The organism is Microtetraspora malaysiensis (assembly GCF_050947145.1).
Taxonomy (GTDB): domain Bacteria; phylum Actinomycetota; class Actinomycetes; order Streptosporangiales; family Streptosporangiaceae; genus Microtetraspora_A; species Microtetraspora_A malaysiensis.
Genome location: NZ_CP191998.1, coordinates 1,396,833 through 1,415,081 on the forward strand (window position 1 = coordinate 1,396,833; position 18,249 = coordinate 1,415,081).

Annotated in this window: 10 protein-coding genes; 7 read left to right on the forward strand and 3 right to left on the reverse strand. The window is 73.3% G+C overall.

Going from position 1 to position 18,249, the window contains the following annotated elements; genetic code table 11:
* Window positions 1–40: 40 nt before the first annotated feature.
* On the reverse strand, window positions 41–544 hold the full coding sequence (locus ACQP1V_RS07075) for a MarR family winged helix-turn-helix transcriptional regulator (protein ID WP_433420010.1): 504 nt from the start codon (window positions 542–544) through the stop codon (window positions 41–43).
* A 104-nt stretch (window positions 545–648) separates the two neighbouring features.
* On the opposite strand from ACQP1V_RS07075, the gene ACQP1V_RS07080 reads away from it, so the two are divergent.
* The gene (locus ACQP1V_RS07080; protein ID WP_433420013.1) at window positions 649–1,707 is read left to right on the forward strand and encodes an alkene reductase; all 1,059 of its coding nucleotides are present in this window, start codon (window positions 649–651) and stop codon (window positions 1,705–1,707) included.
* A 124-nt stretch (window positions 1,708–1,831) separates the two neighbouring features.
* Window positions 1,832–3,379, forward strand: a complete 1,548-nt coding sequence (gene guaA, locus ACQP1V_RS07085) for a glutamine-hydrolyzing GMP synthase (protein WP_433420015.1) — start codon at window positions 1,832–1,834, stop codon at window positions 3,377–3,379.
* Window positions 3,380–3,540: 161 nt separating this feature from the next.
* Here the strand turns inward: guaA and ACQP1V_RS07090 are convergent, their stop codons facing one another.
* On the reverse strand, window positions 3,541–4,302 hold the full coding sequence (locus ACQP1V_RS07090; RefSeq protein ID WP_387408183.1) for a polysaccharide deacetylase family protein: 762 nt from the start codon (window positions 4,300–4,302) through the stop codon (window positions 3,541–3,543).
* Window positions 4,303–4,541: 239 nt separating this feature from the next.
* On the opposite strand from ACQP1V_RS07090, the gene ACQP1V_RS07095 reads away from it, so the two are divergent.
* The 5 genes from ACQP1V_RS07095 (at window position 4,542) to ACQP1V_RS07115 (ending at window position 16,532) form a co-directional block, all read left to right on the forward strand.
* Complete coding sequence (locus ACQP1V_RS07095; RefSeq protein ID WP_433420018.1) at window positions 4,542–6,482, forward strand: glycosyltransferase; 1,941 nt, start codon at window positions 4,542–4,544, stop codon at window positions 6,480–6,482.
* Entirely contained in the window at window positions 6,479–8,149 is a 1,671-nt protein-coding gene (locus tag ACQP1V_RS07100) for a glycosyltransferase family 2 protein (RefSeq protein WP_433420020.1), read from the forward strand. Before ACQP1V_RS07095 ends, ACQP1V_RS07100 begins: the two co-directional genes overlap by 4 nt.
* A gap of 58 nt (window positions 8,150–8,207) precedes the next feature.
* On the forward strand, window positions 8,208–11,630 hold the full coding sequence (locus tag ACQP1V_RS07105) for a CDP-glycerol glycerophosphotransferase family protein (protein ID WP_433420023.1): 3,423 nt from the start codon (window positions 8,208–8,210) through the stop codon (window positions 11,628–11,630).
* Window positions 11,631–11,730: 100 nt separating this feature from the next.
* Window positions 11,731–15,054 carry a CDP-glycerol glycerophosphotransferase family protein gene (locus ACQP1V_RS07110; protein ID WP_433420026.1) on the forward strand — a complete coding sequence of 1,108 codons (3,324 nt, stop codon included), beginning with the start codon at window positions 11,731–11,733 and terminating at the stop codon, window positions 15,052–15,054.
* Window positions 15,051–16,532: a glycosyltransferase family 39 protein gene (locus tag ACQP1V_RS07115; protein WP_433420029.1), complete on the forward strand. Its 1,482-nt coding sequence runs from the start codon at window positions 15,051–15,053 to the stop codon at window positions 16,530–16,532. Before ACQP1V_RS07110 ends, ACQP1V_RS07115 begins: the two co-directional genes overlap by 4 nt.
* Window positions 16,533–16,550: 18 nt before the next feature.
* Here ACQP1V_RS07115 and ACQP1V_RS07120 read toward each other — a convergent pair whose 3' ends face one another.
* Window positions 16,551–18,092, reverse strand: a complete 1,542-nt coding sequence (locus tag ACQP1V_RS07120; RefSeq protein WP_433420032.1) for a stealth family protein — start codon at window positions 18,090–18,092, stop codon at window positions 16,551–16,553.
* Window positions 18,093–18,249 lie beyond the last annotated feature (157 nt).

Below are 18,249 nucleotides of genomic sequence, written 5' to 3' on the forward strand. Positions count from 1 at the left end.
CGCGGGGCCTTCGCTGCGGTCCTCGCGAAGCCCCCCGGCGTCAGCAGGGGCCGACGTCGCACGCCTCGTCGCCGCACACGTTGTCGCGCACCACGCCGAGCAGCGCGCAGAGCGTGGCGACCTCCTCGGCGGTGAGCCCCTCGACCATGCGCCGGTGGACCTCGCCGAGGACGCGGATGACCTCCGGCCGCAGGGCGTCGCCCTTGGGCGTGGTGCTCACCATGCTGACCCGCCGGTTGGCCGGGGACGGGGAGCGGTTGACGAAACCGCTCCGCTCCAGGCGTTGCAGGCTCCTGGTCATTGTCGAGACGTCGATGCCGAGCAGGGCGGCGAGCTTGTTCTGCGACTGCGGGCCGTGCTCCCACAGGGCGAGCAGCACCCGGTCCTGGCCGGGGTAGAGATCGATCTCGGCCAGCAGGCCGGCGAGCAGGACGCGATGGCCCAGCGCGGCCTTGGCCATGAGGCAGCTCAGCCCGTTGTGATCCTCTGCCACCGGGAGCGACCCGGGCTCCATGGTCGCCTCGTACATCACCGACTCCGCCATGTCGGCCTCCCTCCGGTGATCAGCCTACCTCTTGCAAGTTGGCCAGCCAAGATGTAGAAGTATTTCTTGGCCGCACAAGTTGGCCGACCAAGAAAGGATCTAGCATGTTGTTCACGTCGTACGACCTCGCCGGCCTGCCGCTGCACAACCGCCTCGCCATGGCACCCATGACCCGCTCCCGCGCGCACGCGGACGGCGTCCCCGCCTCCCTGGCCGCGCTCTACTACGCCCAGCGGGCGTCGGCCGGCCTGATCATCAGCGAGGGTGTCCAGCCGAGCGCGGCCGGCAAGGGGTACGTGAACACCCCCGGACTGCACACCGACGAGCAGGTGGCCGGCTGGCGGGATGTGACCGGCGCCGTCCACGCGGCGGGCGGCCGGATCTTCGCCCAGATCATGCACGCCGGCCGGGTCGGCCACCCCGACAACACCGGCCTGCTGCCCGTCGCGCCCTCGGCCGTGGCGGCCCCGGGGCAGATCCACACGTACACCGGCCTGCAGGACTACCCGGTGCCGGCGGCGCTGACCCTCGCCGAGACGGAGGCGACCGTGCGGGACTTCGCGGACGCCGCCCGGCGGGCGGTCGACGCCGGGTTCGACGGCGTGGAGCTGCACGGCGCGAACGGCTACCTGATCCACCAGTTCCTGTCGCAGAACGCCAACCTGCGCGACGACCGGTACGGCGGCTCGGTGGCCGGCCGGATCCGGTTCGCCGTCGAGGTCGCAGAGGCGGCGGCGGAGGCGATCGGCGCGTCCCGGGTCGGCATCCGCCTCTCGCCGGCGAACGGCTCCCAGGGCCTGGCCGAGGAGGACGCGCACGAGGTCTACCCGGCCCTGGTGGCCGCCCTGGCCGGCCTCGACCTGGGTTACGTGCACCTGATGACGTCCGGCGACGACGGCCTCGACCGGCGGATCCGTGAGCTCTGGCCGAACACGCTGATCGTGAACGAGCCGGGCGCCGGCGACCCCGCCACCACCGCCTCCCGGCGGCTGGAGTGGGGCGCCGACCTGGTCGCGTTCGGCTCGGCGTTCCTGGCCAACCCCGACCTGCCGCTGCGGCTCCGGCTCGGCGCGTCGCTCAACGAGCCCGACTTCGCCACCGCCTTCGGCGGCGACCACCGCGGATACACCGACTATCCGGCCCTGGCCGCCCAGCTGGTGTAGGACCCCGCCGCACCCCGGGCGATCAGCGACGATCCCCGTCCCCGGGGGAACCGTACGTGGGCCGGGCGCCGGGAGGCCGCCGATAGACTGGACGTACCGCTCGCAGCCTTTGGGGGTCCTTCCGGTGTCTGAGTTCGACACTGTCCTTGTCGTCGACTTCGGCGCGCAGTACGCGCAGTTGATCGCGCGACGAGTGCGTGAGTGCCACGTCTACTCCGAGATCGTGCCGTCCACGATGCCGGTCGCGGAGATGATGGCCAGAAAGCCGAAGGCGATCATCCTGTCCGGCGGGCCGTCGTCGGTGTACGCCGAGGGAGCCCCGGCCGTCCCGGAGGGCCTGTTCGAGACCGGCGTACCGACCTTCGGCATCTGCTACGGCTTCCAGGCGATGGCCCTGGCCCTGGGCGGCGAGGTCGCCAAGACCGGCGCGGCCGAGTTCGGCGGCACCGAGCTCAAGGTCGTGCAGGGAGGCGCGCTCTTCGCCGGACTCCCGCCGGTCCAGCAGGTCTGGATGTCGCACGGCGACTCCGTGGTGGCCGCCCCGGCCGGGTTCACGGTGACCGCCTCGACCACCGACACCCCGGTGGCCGGCTTCGAGAACCCCGAGCGCGGGTTCTACGGCGTGCAGTTCCACCCCGAGGTGCTCCACTCCGAGCACGGCCAGGCCGTCATGAAGCACTTCCTGGAGGCGGCCGGCTGCCGTCCCACGTGGACCATGCTCAACATCGTGGACGACGCGATCACCGCCGTGCGTGAGCAGGTCGGGGACGGCCGGGCGATCTGCGCGCTGTCCGGCGGGGTCGACTCGGCGGTCGCCGCCGCGATTGTGCAGCGGGCCATCGGTGACCGGCTGACCTGCGTGTTCGTCGACCACGGCCTGCTGCGCAAGGGCGAGGCCGAGCAGGTCGAGCGTGACTTCGTCGAGGCGACCGGCGTCAAGCTGCGGGTGGTGGACGCCGAGGAGCGATTCCTCAAGGCGCTGTCCGGGGTGGTCGACCCGGAGGAGAAGCGCAAGATCATCGGCCGCGAGTTCATCCGGGTCTTCGAGGACGAGCAGCGGGCGATCCTGGCCGACGGGCCGGTCGACTTCCTCGTCCAGGGCACGCTCTACCCCGACGTCGTCGAGTCCGGCGGCGGCACCGGCACGGCCAACATCAAGTCCCACCACAACGTGGGCGGCCTGCCCGAGGACCTGCGGTTCGCGCTGGTCGAGCCACTGCGGACGCTGTTCAAGGACGAGGTCAGGCGGGCCGGCGAGGAGCTCGGTCTGCCTGCCGCGATGGTGTGGCGGCAGCCGTTCCCCGGCCCCGGCCTGGGCATCCGGATCATCGGCGAGGTGACCCGCGAGCGGCTCGACATCCTGCGCGAGGCGGACGCGATCGCCCGCGAGGAACTGTCCCGCGCCGGCCTCGACCGGGAGATCTGGCAGTGCCCGGTCGTGCTGCTCGCCGACGTCCGCTCGGTCGGCGTCCAGGGCGACGGCCGCACCTACGGCCACCCCGTGGTGCTCCGGCCGGTCACGTCCGAGGACGCGATGACCGCCGACTGGTCTCGCGTGCCGTACGACGTGCTCGCCCGGATCTCGACCCGCATCACGAACGAGGTGCGCGAGGTCAACCGGGTGGTCGTGGACGTCACCAGCAAGCCCCCGGGCACCATCGAGTGGGAGTGACCCCGCGCTCGCGGGGGATCGCCGCCGCCTGACGGCTCTGAGAAGGGCCGGGCGGCGGCCGGGGGAGAGGCTCGTGTCGCGCCGGGGAGGGCACGAGCGGGACGACGTCCCGTCCGTGCCCTCCCCGGCGCGGCCTTCCGCCGTACGCGCGGGCGGAGGGATCAGTCGCCGCTCATCGGGAGCTGGTCGGGATAGCTCTCTCCCGGGGTCAGCTTCTGGCCTTCGAGCAGCTTGGAGACCGTCACGAACGAGTAGCCCTGGGCGGTCAGGTCTTCAAGCACCGCGGGCAGGGACTCGATGGTCTCCTTGACGGTCTCATGCATCAGCATGACCTCGTCCTGGTCGGCGATGTCCAGGGCGCGGCCCGTCAGGAACTCGACGTCGCGATAGTCCTTGATGTAGTCCTGTGTGGCCACCGTGCCCGGGATCTGGACCATCCCGAACTTCCCGATGATCGTGCGGACGCCATCGTTGATCAGCCCGCCGGGGGCACGGAAGAGCACCGGCGTCTTGCCGGTGGCCTTCTTGATGGCGTCCTGACCCTTCTTCACCTCGGAGTAAATGGCCTTGTACTCCAGGTCGGTCAGGTACTTGTGGCTCCAGGTGTGGTTGCCCACCTCATGGCCGCCCTTGGCGATGTTCTTCGTCACCTTCGGATGCTTCTGCACCCGGTTGCCGATGAGGAAGAACGTCGCCTTCGCCTTGTATTTCTTCAGCACCTTCAACAGGTCGTTCGTGTATTCGGCGGGACCGTCGTCGAAGGTGAGGGCGATGCATTTGTGCGTCTCGCAGTACGGCTCCGCGGCCCGCTGCTGCGTGGCCGTGGAGTGCGTCTGAACCTGGGCCTGGGCGGGTGCGGTGAGGGTGGCCGACAGGGTTAGCGCACAAATGGCGGCAAGTGGTGCTAAACGATGCAATGCCATAGTGGTGCTCCTCGGGGGTTTGTAATGCGGCATCGTAACGTGTCCACCTGGCAATCCTCTGGAAGGGGACCGAACGCCCACACCATCCAATCCCCGCAAAAGCCCGGCTGACCTGCCGAAACTCCCTCCATGCCAGATCGGGGGCGAATGCCGCCCACGACGGCCGCCGCGGCGTATTCCCCGTCTCCAGTGGCGGTAAATGTTGCCCCAAGGATCGGAGGTATACGGTCGGTCCCGGAGTGCCCTTCGCGATGCTGGCTCGGGCGTCAGAACGACGCAATCCGGCACTCCTGGAGGTGGTGGGCACCATGGGCGCGACCTGGGGAGGCTGTTTGGGGTTCGGCTCCCACCCGGCCCTGCTCGATCGCGTCTGCGAGGACTTCCCCGGCCCCTGGACCGTTCTGGACGGCGCCGACCCCGGCCAGCCCCCGCCCCGGGAAGCGGTCGAGCGCGCCGTCGTCGCCGCCAGGACACCGGCCGACCTGCGCCGGGCCGCGCCGTTCGGGGCGCTGGTCCCGGACGCGACCCAGGTGTGCGTCGTCATCGCGGAGGCGCCGCCGTGGGCCGCCCAGCCGCTCCCCGTCGCGGGGCAGAGCCCCGCCTGGCACCTCCTCGCCGATCTGCGGATCGCGCGGCGCAGGCGCGGCTGGCGCGTGGAGGCGACGTTCTCCGCGCCGGTGCCCGGCGGCGAGGTCCTCACCCACATCCTGTACGGCATGCTCGGGGGACGGCGCCACCTGGCCCAGCCGGTGGTCGGCCTGGCCGGCGAGAGCGCCTGCGGCTGGCGGCCCGGCGATCCGAACGTAACCCTGACCGCGGTGGAGGGGCCCGTGACGGAGCGGCGGGACGCCCCGGGCTGCGACCTGGTGCTCCGGGTCGTCGAACGGTCGGCGCGGCCGTGGCCGGACGCGCGGATCCCGGTCGCCGACCGGGCGCCGCTGACCGCCGTCCTGGACGGCCCCGCGTACCCCGACCTGCTCCCGCCGGTGGACGAGACCGTCGTCAACCCCATCGGGTTCCGCCAGAACGCCAAGGGGCCGGTCGCCACGCTGACCGGCCGGGCCGGCGGGTATTCGATCACCAGCGGGCTGGACGAGCTGGTCCGGCTGTCCCCCGAGGGAGAGCTGACGGACGTCGACGTCGCCCGGCTCCGCGACGCGGTCGGGGTCGCCGTCCACGGGGTGGAGGCAGACGGCCTGGTCCGGGCGCGGATCGTCGCCGGGCTCGCCGCCGCCGGCATCCCGGTGATCCTCAACGCCGACAGGATCGCCGACCCGGCGCTCGGCGCGGAGCTGTCCGACGCGCTCGCGGCCGTGGACGAGGAGCAGCTCGGGTCCGAGCTGCGGCGCGAGGAGATCAGCGTGCGCCTCCGGCGGGCCGCGCTGCGGACGCACGGCGCGATCCCGCGCTGGCGGAACATCGCCGTCTCGGCCGGGCTGGCGCTGCCCCACGAGCCGCCCGTCTCCGTCCTGCTGTGCACGTGCCGCAAGGACATGGTCGCCTTCGCCCTGGAACAGATGGAACGGCAGCGCGGGGTGCGCGCCGAGGTGATCCTCGGGCTGCACGGGTTCTCCGCCAGGGAGGCCGGCGTCCAGGGGGCGATCGCCGACTCGTCGCTGCGGATCACGGTCGTCGAGGCCGCGGCGGGCGTGCCGTTCGGCGAGCTGCTGAACCGCATAGCCGCCGTCGCGTCCGGGTCGTTCCTCGCCAAGGTGGACGACGACGACTGGTACGGCCCCGACCATCTGGCCGACCTCCTGCTCGCCCAGCGGTACTCGGGGGCCGAGCTGGTCGGGTCGGCCGCCGAGTTCGTCTACCTGGAGCCGATCAACACCACCGTCCGCCGCCGTCTCGGCACCGAGCGGTTCACCTCGCTGGTGGCGGGCGGGACCATGCTGGTCACCCGCGAGATGTTCGAGACCGTCGGCGGGTTCCGCCCCATCGCCAAGACGGTGGACGGCCAGCTCCTGGAGTCCGTGGAGGCCGCAGGAGGGCGGATCTACCGCACCCACGGCCTCAACTACGTCCTGCGCCGGCGCCAGTCCCGGACGCACACCTGGAGACACCCCGTCCAGGCGTTCCTCAAGTCGTACCAGGAGCAGTGGCGCGGGCTTCATTTCAACCAACTGATGGAAAGCGCTTCGACGCCCCATGTGGGCTACTGGAGGCAGGAACCGTGACATCCCCGATCCGGCAGCCGCGCATCCCGGCCAACGACCACGGCGTCCTCGACGGCGTTCCCGAGCCGGGCGAGTGGACGCCCTGTCTCTCGGTGAGCGTGGTGGTCCCGACCAGCGGCACCGGTGACATTCTTCCCCTGACCCTGGCCGCTCTGGCCGCCCAGACCTACCCCCGCCACCTGCTCGAAGTGATCGTCGTGGACGACGGGGAGCGGCCGATCGCCCGGCTCCCCGAAATCCGGCCGGAGCGCACGCGGCTGCTCCGCCCGGAGGACGGGCGGTGGGGCAAGCCGCACGCCTGCAACCTGGGCGCGGCGGCGGCCGAGGGCCATGTCGTCCACTGGATGGACGACGACGTCGTGCCCTTCCCCGGGCACGTCGAGGCGCACATGCGCTGGCACCACCTCGCCGGGTACCTCGTCGTGCTCGGCCATCTGAGGTTCGTGGAGTGGCGGCCGGGTGAGCTGACGCCGAACGAGGTCCTGGTCGCCACCGAGGCGGGCGCGGTCGCCAAGCTGTTCCACGAGGAGGACAGCACGCCGCAGTGGACGGAGAAGCGCTGGAACCGCACCGACGATCTGCGGACCGCCGGGGCGGACGCGTTCTCGGTCCACGTGGGCGCCTCCGCGTCGGTCCCGGCGGAGCTGTTCCGGTCGGCCGGCGGCATGGACGAGTCACTGCCGCTCGGCGCGGACACCGAGCTGGGCTACCGCCTCGCCCAGGCCGGCGCCGTCTTCGTCCCGGACCGGGCCGCCCGCGCCTGGCACCTCGGCGACTCCACCGTCATGCGGCGCGAGCAGGAGGTGAAGCGGCACAACTGGCCCTACCTCGGCGAGCGGGTGCCGAGCTTCCGCTGGCTGCGCACGACCCCCGGCCGCGGCTACCGCGTGCCGTACGTCGAGGCGGTCGTGGACGCCCGGGACGCCTCGCTCGAAGACGTCAGGGCCACGGTCGACGGACTGCTGGCGAGCTGGACCCCGGACGTGTCCGTACGGATCACCGGGCCGTGGAGCCGCCTCGGCGACGCCTGCCGCACGCCCCTGGACGACCCGGACCTGGACCTGCGGCTGATCAGGGCGGGATACGAGGGGGACGCCCGGGTGACCCTCACCGAGGAGCTGCCCGAGTCCTGCTTCCCGACGCCGTTCCGGTTCCACTGCCCCGCCGGGTGGGTGCCCGGCCAGGACGCGCTGGGCCGGTTGATCGCCTTCGCCGACCGCAACACCCTCGGCGTGCTGTCGCTCGCCCTCGACGAGCGGGACGAGGTCGTCCACGCCCGGCTGGAGCGTACGGCGGCGCTGAGCCGGGCCCGCCTGGTGGCCGACCCGGACGAGGACCTCGACGACGTGGTCCACGAGGTGTTCGGCACGCTCTGGGACGTCGGCGAGAAGTGGGGCGTCGTGCGCGCCGAGTCCGCCACGACGGTCAGCCCGCAACGGCTGCAGGCCGAGCTGGAGAAGTGCCGGGCCAGGTCGCTGGTGCTGCAGGACCGGGTCAACCGGTGGCGCCGGCAGGCGACGCGGGGCCAGGTGACGCGCAGGTGGTGGCGGCACGCCGGCCGCCGCGCCACCCGGGTCATGATCCGGCGCGTCGCGCGTCCGGTCATGCGCCGGGTCGCCCGCCCGGTCGCGCTGCCGTGGCCCGCGGCGCAACGGGGCCGGGCGTGACCGCGCCCGGCAGCGGCCCCGGGAGAGACGACGTCCGACGACTTCGAAGGACCCCTCCGTGCCCCGCGTGAGCGTCATCATCCCGATCTACGACGTGGAACCGTACCTGGAGGCCTGCCTGGAGTCGGTCGCCGCGCAGACGTGGCACGACCTGGAGGCCGTCATGGTGGACGACGGCTCGACCGACGGCGGCGCCGCCGTCGCCCGGCGCTACGCCGAGCGCGACCCCCGGTTCCGGCTGCTGCGGCAGGCCAACGCGGGGCTGGGGGCGGCGCGCAATGCCGGCCTGCGCCACGCGACCGGGGAGTTCGTCTGCTTCCTCGACGCCGACGACCTGCTCCCGCTCCACGCGGTCGAGTACCTGCTGGCCGAGCTGCGCCGTACCGGCTCCGACCTGGCGACGGGGAACGTCCGGCGGTTCAACCCGCGCGGGGCCCGGCAGTCCGCGATGCACCGGGAGATCTTCGTCGCACCGGCGGCGGCCACCCACGTCAGCGTCCGGCCCGTGCTCCTGAAGGACCGGCTGGTCACCAACAAGATGTGGCGCCGCTCGTTCTGGGACGCGCACGGCCTCCGCTTTCCCGAGGGCATGCTGTACGAGGACATCGCGGTGGCGCTGACCGGGCACTTCCTGGCGCGCTCGGTGGACATGCTGCCCGCGCCCGTCTACCTGTGGCGCGAGCGCGACGGCGGCCGGCCGTCGATCACCCAGGACAAGAGCCATGTCAGGGGACTTGCGGACCGCTTCGCTGCGGTGGCCTCGGTGCGGCGGTTCCTCGTCGAGCACGGCCTGGAGAAGCACATCCCGGCCTGGGACCATGTCGTGCTCGACCACGACATGGTGAACTTCCTCGATGTCGTGGACGCCGCCTCGGACGCCTTCCAGGCCCGGTTCCTCGACCTCGCCGGCGCCTACCTCGCGGATGTCGCGCCGTCCGTCCTCGCCGCGCTGCCCGCCGCGCGGCGGCTCAAGTGGCATCTGGTCGGCGAGCGGCGGCTCGCCGACCTGCTCGCGGTCATGGAGTGGGAGAGCCGGGCGCACCCCGGCGAGCAGGTCGTACGGCGGCTGCGCGGCCACTACCTCGACACGCCGCTCCTGAACCGGCGGGACGTCCCCGCCGAGGTGTCGCGGCTGCGCGGCGAGCTGTCGCCGGTGACCCGCCTCGACCGGGTGCGGTGGGAGGAGGGGAGGCTGGTCGTCGAGGGACGGGTGACGATCCGGCACCTGCGGCCGACCCGGCGCTTCCACCAGCAGGTCTTCGCGACCCTCGTGCAGGAGGGGAGCGGCCGCCGGGTCCGGGTCCCCGCCGCCGTCACCCGTACCGCGATCTTCACCCGGCGGGGCAGGCCCCGCGGCCGCCGTGACTGGGGCGGGTTCCGGCTCGCCGTCGATCCCCGCCGTCTCGCCGACGCGAGCGAGGGCGGCGCGCGGTGGCGGGTCGAGCTGCACGTGATGCACCGCGGACTCATGCGGCGCGGGCCGCTCGCCGACCCGGGCGCCTCGTTCGCCGACCACGCGGGGGCCCGGAGCCTGGAGCCCGCGCTGCCGGGGCACTACGTCACGCCCGCGCTGACCGAGGCGGGCGCGCTCGTCCTGCGGGTCGAGCGCGAGGCGGCGCGGGTCACCGGCCACGCCATACGGGAGGGGCGGCTGCTCCTCCGGGGAGAGGTGGTGGGCGAGCTGGGGCCGCAGCCGGTGCTGCGCCTCGCCCGTGAGCCGGGTGGCGTGCCGCTGGCCGCCCCCGTCAGCACCGACGGCCGGACGTTCGAGGTCGAGGTGGACCTGGCCGCCCTCCTCCCGGCGCGCAGGTTCGCCCTCGGCGGCGTCGACGCCGGGCTGCTCGACCTGCCCGTACGGTGGCGGGCCACCGTGGACCGCGCGGGCGGCGAGGTGACGCCCGTGACCGTGGCCGAAGAGCTCGCCCCGCGCCGGGTCGGCCGCGGCGACCGGGAGATCGTCGTCCTGCGGGACCCCTCCGGGGAGCTCGTGCTCAGGGATCAGGCCGCCGCCGCGTACGCCGAGTACGTCGAGTGGCTGGCCGGGGGCGAGTTGCTGATCGAGGGCGGGTTCGCCGAGCCGCAGGAGGGGCCGCGCGCCCTCGTCGTCGCGGCGCCGGACCGCTCCGTCGAGCGGCTCGTCCCGATGGACGGCGGCGGCGCCCGCTTCGGCGGCCTGCTCGCGCCCGAGGCCCTGGACACCCCGGCCGGGCCGTTGCCGCTGCCCAAGGGCCGGTACGGCCTCGCCGTGCGAGCCGGAGGGCGCGACCTGCCGCTGGAGTTCGAGCCGGACTTCCCGCTCGTGCTGGAGACGGCCCGGCGGAGGTTCGAGCTGGCCGCCGACGACGCCGGACGCGCCGTGCTGTCCGTGGGGAGTGACCTGGCGCCGAGCGAGCGCGGCAAGAAGGCGCAGCGCGCCCTGCGCCTGGAGGTGTACCCGGCGATGCGGGAGCGTCCGCTCCGCGCCGAGGTGTTCTTCAGCAGCCACGCGGGCCGCCGCTTCTCCGGCAGCCCGCGCGCCGTGTACGAGGAGCTTCGCGACCGGGGCGCCGACCTCGCGTTCCTGTGGAACGTCCGCGACGGGCAGGTCGCGCTGCCGCCCGGGGTCGAGCCCGTCCGCACCGCCGGTCGCGAGTACTACGAGGCGCTGGCGCGCTGCCGGTACATCGTCGTCGACGACCACCTGCCCCCGTGGTTCGAGCCGCGTCCGGGGCAGACCGTGCTGCAGACCCGGAACTGCTGCGTCCCCACGCGGGCGGAGCGCGACGTGGGGCGGTGGACCCACCTGCTCTCACCGGGGCCGCGCTGCACGCCGCTGCTGCGGGACGCGCTCGGCTTCCAGGGCGAGATCCTGGAGACCGGGCTGCCGCGCAACGACTTCCTCAGCGCTCCCGGCCGGGACGCCGTCGCCGCCGAGACCGCCCGCCGCCTCGGCCTGCCCGAGGGCAGGAAGGTCGTCCTGTACGCCCCGGCCCGGCGTCCCGCCCGCGAGAAGCCGCGGCTCGACCTCGACCGGCTGCGGGCGGCCCTCGGCGACGATCACATCGTGCTCGTGCGCAGGCATCCCTCCCTGGCGGCGCAGGCCCCCGTGACCGGCTTCGGCGACGGCGTCCACGACGTGTCCGCCCACCCCGACGTCCGCGAGCTCTACCCGCTCGTGGACGTCCTGGTCACCGACTACTCGTCGGCGATGTTCGACTTCGCGCTCACCGGCCGGCCCATGCTGTTCTTCGCGGACGACGTGGACGAGTGGGCGGGCCGGTTCCCGTTCGACTTCGAGGCCGAGGCGCCGGGGCCGCTGCTCACCACCACGGACGAGGTCGCCGCGGCGGTCGCCGACGTGGCCGAGGTGGCGGCCAAGTACGCCGGGCTGTACCACGATTTCGTGACGAAGTTCTGCCCGCTCGACGACGGCCGGGCCGCCCGCCGGGTCGTCGACCGGGTCTTCGGCGAGATCGTGGACGGGACGCCTGAGCGGGTCTAGCGCGACGCGCGGCGGGACATGGTCAAGGATGATTCAAGCGACGGTAAGGCGACCGACGTGCGCACGGCTCCATCGGGTGATCACGGGGCATCCTGACCGCGTGCGTACGGCTCCCAGACTCTCGGTGATCGTCCCGTTCCACGACGTGGAGGAGCACTTCACGGAGTGCCTCGCCTCGCTGCGCGCGCAGACGCTCACGGACGTCGAGTACATCCTCGTGGACGACGGCTCCACCGACGGCGGGCCGTCGGTCGCCGCGGCGCTCGCCGCCGCCGACTCCAGATTCACGGTCGTCCGCGGGCCGAACCGTGGGCCGGGCCCGGCGCGGGAGGCAGGGATCGCCCGCGCCTCCGGCGACTACCTCGCGTTCGCCGACGGTGACGACCTGGTTCCGCCGGACGCCTACCGCCTCATGGTCGAGACGCTCGACGAGACCGGGTCCGACCTGGCCTGCGGCGCGGTGACCCGGATCCGCCGCGACGGTACGGTCAAGGCCCGCTCCGTGGTCCCCGGATTCGGCGCGACCGTGCCGCGCACGCACATCCGCGCGCACCGCGAGCTGATCCAGGACCGGCACGTCGTCAACAAGGTGTTCCGCCGCTCCTTCTGGGACGCGCACGGCTTCACCTTCCCGGAGGGGCCGTACGAGGACGCGCCGGTCGCGATCCCGGCGCACGTCCTGTCCTCCGCGACCGACGTGCTCGCCGATCCCGTGTATCTCTGGCGCGCCCGGCCCGGTTCGGCCCGGGACCGCCGGGGCGACCCCGAGCGAGTCGCCCGGTCGCTCGCCTCGGCCGCGACCGTCTCGGCCTTCCTGGCCGAGCACGCGCGCAAGCTGTGGCGGCGGCACGACCAGCACATCGCCGAGACCGAGTTCCCCCTCCTCATCGAGATGCTCGCCACGGCGCGGGCCGGGGTCGCGCGGCGGCTGTTCGACAGCGCCCGCGCGTCCCTCGACGCGTTCCACCCGGCCGCGGCCGCCGGGCTGCCCGCGATCCAGCGGCTCCAGATCCATCTCGTACGGACCGGCATGGTCAAGGAGCTGGCCGCCGTCCGACGGTTCACCCGCACCGAGATCGACGATCACGGCCTGGTCCGGCGCGGCTCGGCCTGGTATTTCGACTACCCCCTCCTCGACGACCCCCGGGTGCCGGACGAGATCTACGAGGCCGGGCCCGAGCTGCGCGCCCACGTCGTGGTCGACGACGTACGGCCGGCCGGGGAGCGGCTGCGCGTCACCGGGCACGCCTACCTGCGCCTGGTGGACAGCAAGCTCTGCGACATCGAGGTCTGGCTCGAATCGGGCGACCGGCGGATCCCGCTCAGGGCGCGCGGCACGGAGTGGCCCGACGCGACCGCGGACTCCCGCCAGTCCGCGGTCTCCCACGACAGGTCCGGGTTCGTCGCCGACGTCGATCCGGCCCGGCTGCCGGAGGGGACGTGGGCGCTGCGCGCTCAGGTGTCCACGCGCGGCGTCGAGCGCGCGGAGCGCGCCCGCGGCCACCGGGACGCGGGGGAGCGCTCCTTCCGGATCGGCGACCTCCACGTGTCCCTCACCCCGCAGGAGGGGCTCGTCCTCACGGCCGCCGCCTCCACTCACGCGTCCGGGGATGTGCCGGGGGCGCGTGTCGCCGGGCGTCATCTCGCCGAGGACCCCGCGTCCGGCGCCGCCGACTCGATCCCCCTGATCACCGGCGTCCGCTGGACCGAGGCACACGAGCTGGTCCTGAGCGGCGAGGGCGGAAGCCGTACGGACCGGGTGGTGCTCCGGCTCGGCGACTCCGGCGACTCGGTTGACTCAGGTGACTCGGGTGAGCGGCACGAGTGGCCGGTCGACTGGTCCGGCTCGCGGTTCAGCGCGACCGTCGGCGTCACGGCGGACGGGCTGCCGCCGCGCAGCGGGCGGTGGCGCGTTCTCCTCGGCGACCGGCCGCTCGCGCTCGCCGCCGAACTGGTCGCCGCGCCGCCGGAGCCGCACACGACCGCCGTGCACCGGATCTCCGTCCTGCCCGGACCGGGCGGGGAGCTGCGGCTGCTGGTCAGGCCCGCGCTGCGCCCGGACGAGCGCGGCAGGTACGCCCTGTGCAGGCTGCGCGGTGCGCGCCGCCACCACCGCTCGCGGATCAGGGACGCGGTGCTGTTCGACAGCTACGGCGGCGGCCAGTACTCCTGCAACCCGCGCGCCGTGTGCGAGGAGCTGCTGCGGCGCGACCTCGGCCTGGACCTCGTCTGGGCCACCAGGGACGGCCAGTTCACCGTCCCCGACGGCGTCCGCACAGTGCTGTACGGCTCCCGCGAGCACGAGGAGGCGCTCGGCACCGCCCGGTTCGTCGTCGCCAACCGGCGCACCCAGCCGTCCTGGTACGAGAAGCGGCCGGACCAGATGTTCGTGCAGACCTGGCACGGCACCCCGCTCAAGCGACTGGGCCGCGACGTCAGGGGAAAGCCGCTGGCCAGCCGCGACATCTACGAGGGGCTCAACCGCTACGCCGCGATGTGGGACCTGCTGCTGTCGCCGAACCCGTTCTCCACGCCGATCCTGCGCGGCGCGTTCGGGTACGACGGCGAGGTGCTGGAGTCGGGCTACCCGCGCAACGACGTGCTGTTGCGCCCCGGCCACGGCGAGCGGGTGCGGCGGGCGCTCGGCGTTCCCGACGGCACGCGCGTCGTCCTCTACGCGCCTACCTGGCGCGACGACGAGCACGCGCGCCGGGGGCGGACCGGGCTGGCGCTGGACGCGGAACGGGTCGCCCGGGCTCTGGGTGAGGACACGGTCCTGCTGGTCCGGCCCCACTACCTGATGGCCGGCCGGATGGCGATGCCGCCGCCGCTCTCGTACGCCGGGGGCGCCGCGGACGTTGGTGGCCTTGGCGGCCTTGCGGACGTCGGCGGCACGGCCCGAGGGCGCGCGATCGCGGAGGCCGGCCCGACGGTGCTGGGCGGGCGCGCCTTCGATGTCTCCAGATTTCCCGACATGGCGGACCTGCTGGCCGTCACGGACGTACTCATCACCGACTACTCGTCGGCGATGTTCGACTTCGCCTGCACTGGACGGCCCATGGTCTTCTTCGCCTACGACCTGGAGCGGTACCGCGACCAGGTCCGGGGCTTCTACTTCGACTTCGAGAAGGAAGCCCCCGGCCCGATCGTCCGTACCTCCGACGGGGTGGTCGACGCGGTCCGCGCGGCGCTCGGAGGCCGCGGCACGCACCTTGCGGCCCACGGGATCCCCGGCGGCGGGCGCGGCAGGCACCGGGCGGATCCCGTGGAGCCCGGGACCGAGTGCGAGGACCGGGACCTCTACGGGGGCCCCCACGGTCGCGCCTCCGCGGGATACCGGGACTTCGTGGTGCGGTTCTGCCCCTACGACGACGGCCAGGCGTCCCAGCGCGTCGTGGACCGGATGCTGATGGAGCCCGAATGAGCCTGCTCTCGACCGGCGCGCTCACGCGCCCCTTCGCGCCGTCCCGGGCGCGCCGCGCCGGCCTGCTGCTCCCCGGGCTGCCCGCGCTGACCGCCCTGATCGCCGGGCTGTGGGGGCTGAACCGGCCGCCCGTCTGGCGGGACGAGGCGGCCACGGTCAGCGCGGTCACCCGCACGCCCGCCGAGATGCTGGACCTGCTGCGCCAGGTGGACGCCGTCCACGGCGTCTACTACGCGTTCATGCACGTGGTGAGCGCCCTGTTCGGCACCGGCGACGTGGCGCTGCGCCTGCCCTCGGTGCTCGCCGGGGCGCTGGCCGCGAGCGGCCTCGCCGTCCTGGGGCGCGAACTGGGCCATCCCCGAGCCGGTCTGTACGGCGGGCTGCTCCTCGCGGTGACGCCGATCCTCTCCCGCTACGTCCAGGAGGCCCGGCCGTACGCGCTCACCATGGCCGCGACGGTCGGGGTGACCCTGCTGCTGGTGCGCGCGGCCCGCGCCCCTTCCCGGCGGCGCTTTCTCCTGTACGGCGCCGCCCTGACCGGGCTGGCCTACCTGAACCTGTTCGCCTTCCTGGTCGCCGGCGGCCACGGGGTGTACGCCCTCATGGAAGCGCGGCGGGGCCGGGCCGCGCCGCGGCGGATCCTCGCGCCCTGGTGCGCGGCGGCGGGTGCGGCGCTGGCGGCGGTGCTGCCGCTGGCCTGGTTCGCGTCCAGACAGAGCGCGCAGGTCGGCTGGATCCGCTCACCCGGCCCCGAGGACGTGCGCCTGCTCGCGATCAGGCTCTTCGGCGACCTGGGGGTGACCGGCTCGGCGTGGCCGGGTCTCGCGCCGCTGGTCCTCGGGCTCGCGCTGTACGGCGCGGCCCGATGCGGAGCCGTGGCGCGGGTGGCGCTGCCCTGGCTGCTGCTGGCCCCGCTCGCGTTGCTGACGGTGTCGTGGGCGGTCCACCCGTACTTCGTCTTCCGCTACGTGCTGTGCTGCGTGCCCGCCGCCGCCCTGCTGGCCGGGGCCGGGCTCGCCGCACTGCCGCGCGCCCTCGTGGTCCCGCTCCTCGCGGTGGGGTTCGGCCTGGCGGCGCCCGGCCACCTGGCGACCCGAGGGCCCGACGGCCGGATGGACAACCCGGAGCCGCTCATGGCGGTGCTGGAGCGGGCGGCGCGGCCGGGCGACGCGGTCGCCTTCGCGCCGGGGCTGGTGCGCAAGTACACCGCCGTCTACCCGGGCGTCTTCGACCGCCTCGACGACGTGCTGCTCCGCAGATCACCCGAAACGGATGGCAGCTTCTCCGGGCTGGACGTGGGCCGCCGGGTCGCCGCGGCCCGGCTGGACGGCGTGCGGACGCTCTGGGTGGTCGGCTACACCAGGAAGATGGAGGCCACCGGATGGGGTGACGACCTGCTCCCCGAGCCCTTCACGTGCACCGGGCACTGGGTCTCCGGTGGGGTGGCCGTGGCCCGTTTCCGCGGCGCCGCCGCCTGATCGCGCGGGGCGCCGGAGTCAGGAGAGCTCGAACGGGTTCGGCGTCGGATAGTACGCCTCCAGGAAGCGCATCAGCAGCGCGTCCTGATCCTCCGTCGTCGGCGCGGTGTCGTTGAGGCAGAAGGCGTCGTGCTTGCGCTTGGCGAGCATCCGGCGCAGCTTGACCGGGGTCTCCTCCAGCGCCAGGTCGACGTACGTGTACTCGACCAGACCGGGCATCGCGCGGCCGGTCAGGTAGCCGTAGTAGTGGGCGAGCGACGACACGACCGAGATGTCGCTGGACTTGCGGAAGGCCCCGCGCGCCGTCGCCGCGAAATCGTCGGCGAGCCGCTCCTCGATCTCGTACATCAGGGAGCGGCGCAGGGCGTAGGGCACGTGCTTCATCTTCTGGGTGATCGTCCGGCCGGACAGCGTCTCCAGGATGCGCCGGTTGTTCATGCCGGCCGCGTGGACCGGCGACTCCTCGTCCGCCGGCGAGCCGAACGGCACGTGCACCACGCTCGGGAAGAAGTGCGGCATGCCGTTCCCCTCGAAGAAGGTGTGCGCCGGCAGGGGCCGCCCGAGGAAGAAGTCGTCGTTCAGGTAGAGGAAGTGCTCGGAAAGCCCGTCGATGTGGTGGAGCTGCGTCTCGATCGCGTGCGAGTTGAAGACCGGCAGCACGGACGAGTCCGCGAAGATCTCCTTGTGGTCGACCACCGAGATGAGCGGGTCGGAGGTGTCCAGCCAGGAGGGCCGCTGCCCGTCGGTCACCACCCACACCCGGTTCACCCACGGCGCGTACGTCAGCAGCGAGCGCAGCGAGTAGCGCAGCTCGTCCCGGCTGGTGAAGCGGGCGTCCGTGGTGGCCTGCTCGCTGAGCCCGCCGGTCAGCGCGAGGTCCCTGCGGGCCCGCCAGGCGGGGTCGGAGCCGTCCACCCAGGTGTAGACCGCGTCGATCGGGAAGTCGATGTCGTCGATCAGGCGGTGGGTGAACTCCGGCCGCGTGGGATAGGTCCCGATGCTCCGCGACGGCGAGACGAGGTTGTTGAACAGCTCCTCGCCGCCCTGGACGGTGCGCCCGTGCAGCGGCACGATGTCGCACGAGCGGTTGGGGCGCGGCGCCACCAGCGTGTCTCCCTCGGCCGCCCAGAACTCCAGGTCACAGCCGTACTCGGAGCCGAGGGCGAGGGTGCGCGACGGGCTGGTGAAGTAGAGCGCGAGCCGCAGCACGCGGGCGCCCCCCAGATCGCCGGCGCGGCGCAGCGGGTGCATCTCGCCCACCTCCGCCGATCGCTCGCCCCGCCTGCCGTACGGCTGCCGCCCGGCGAGCAGCGGCTGCTCGCAGCGGGCCAGGGCCGACAGCGCCTCCGACTGATGGGTGGCCGGGACGGCCACGGCCGGCGGTCTGCCGCGCGGCGGGCGCACGCAGAAGTACGGCACTCCCGCGCCCGCGAGCACCGAGCACACCAGCCCGAAGGTCTCGCGCTGGGCTTGTAGCGGGCCCGCGTCCTTCCTGACCAGCGCCGTTCCCGGTGTGGTCCCCCCTGCCGCCAAGCGCTTGCGCAGCCGTTGATACAACATTCCGACCTGCATGATCTCCCCCCGGAACAGGACTGTAACGGACTGTAACGGATGAACGCCCCGATCGCCGGACCCTTCGACGAGGTCGGGGGGAGAGTCAAGAACTGGCAACGAGTTGACCTCCCTAGCACCGATTCGCATGTGACCGGCTACTCCC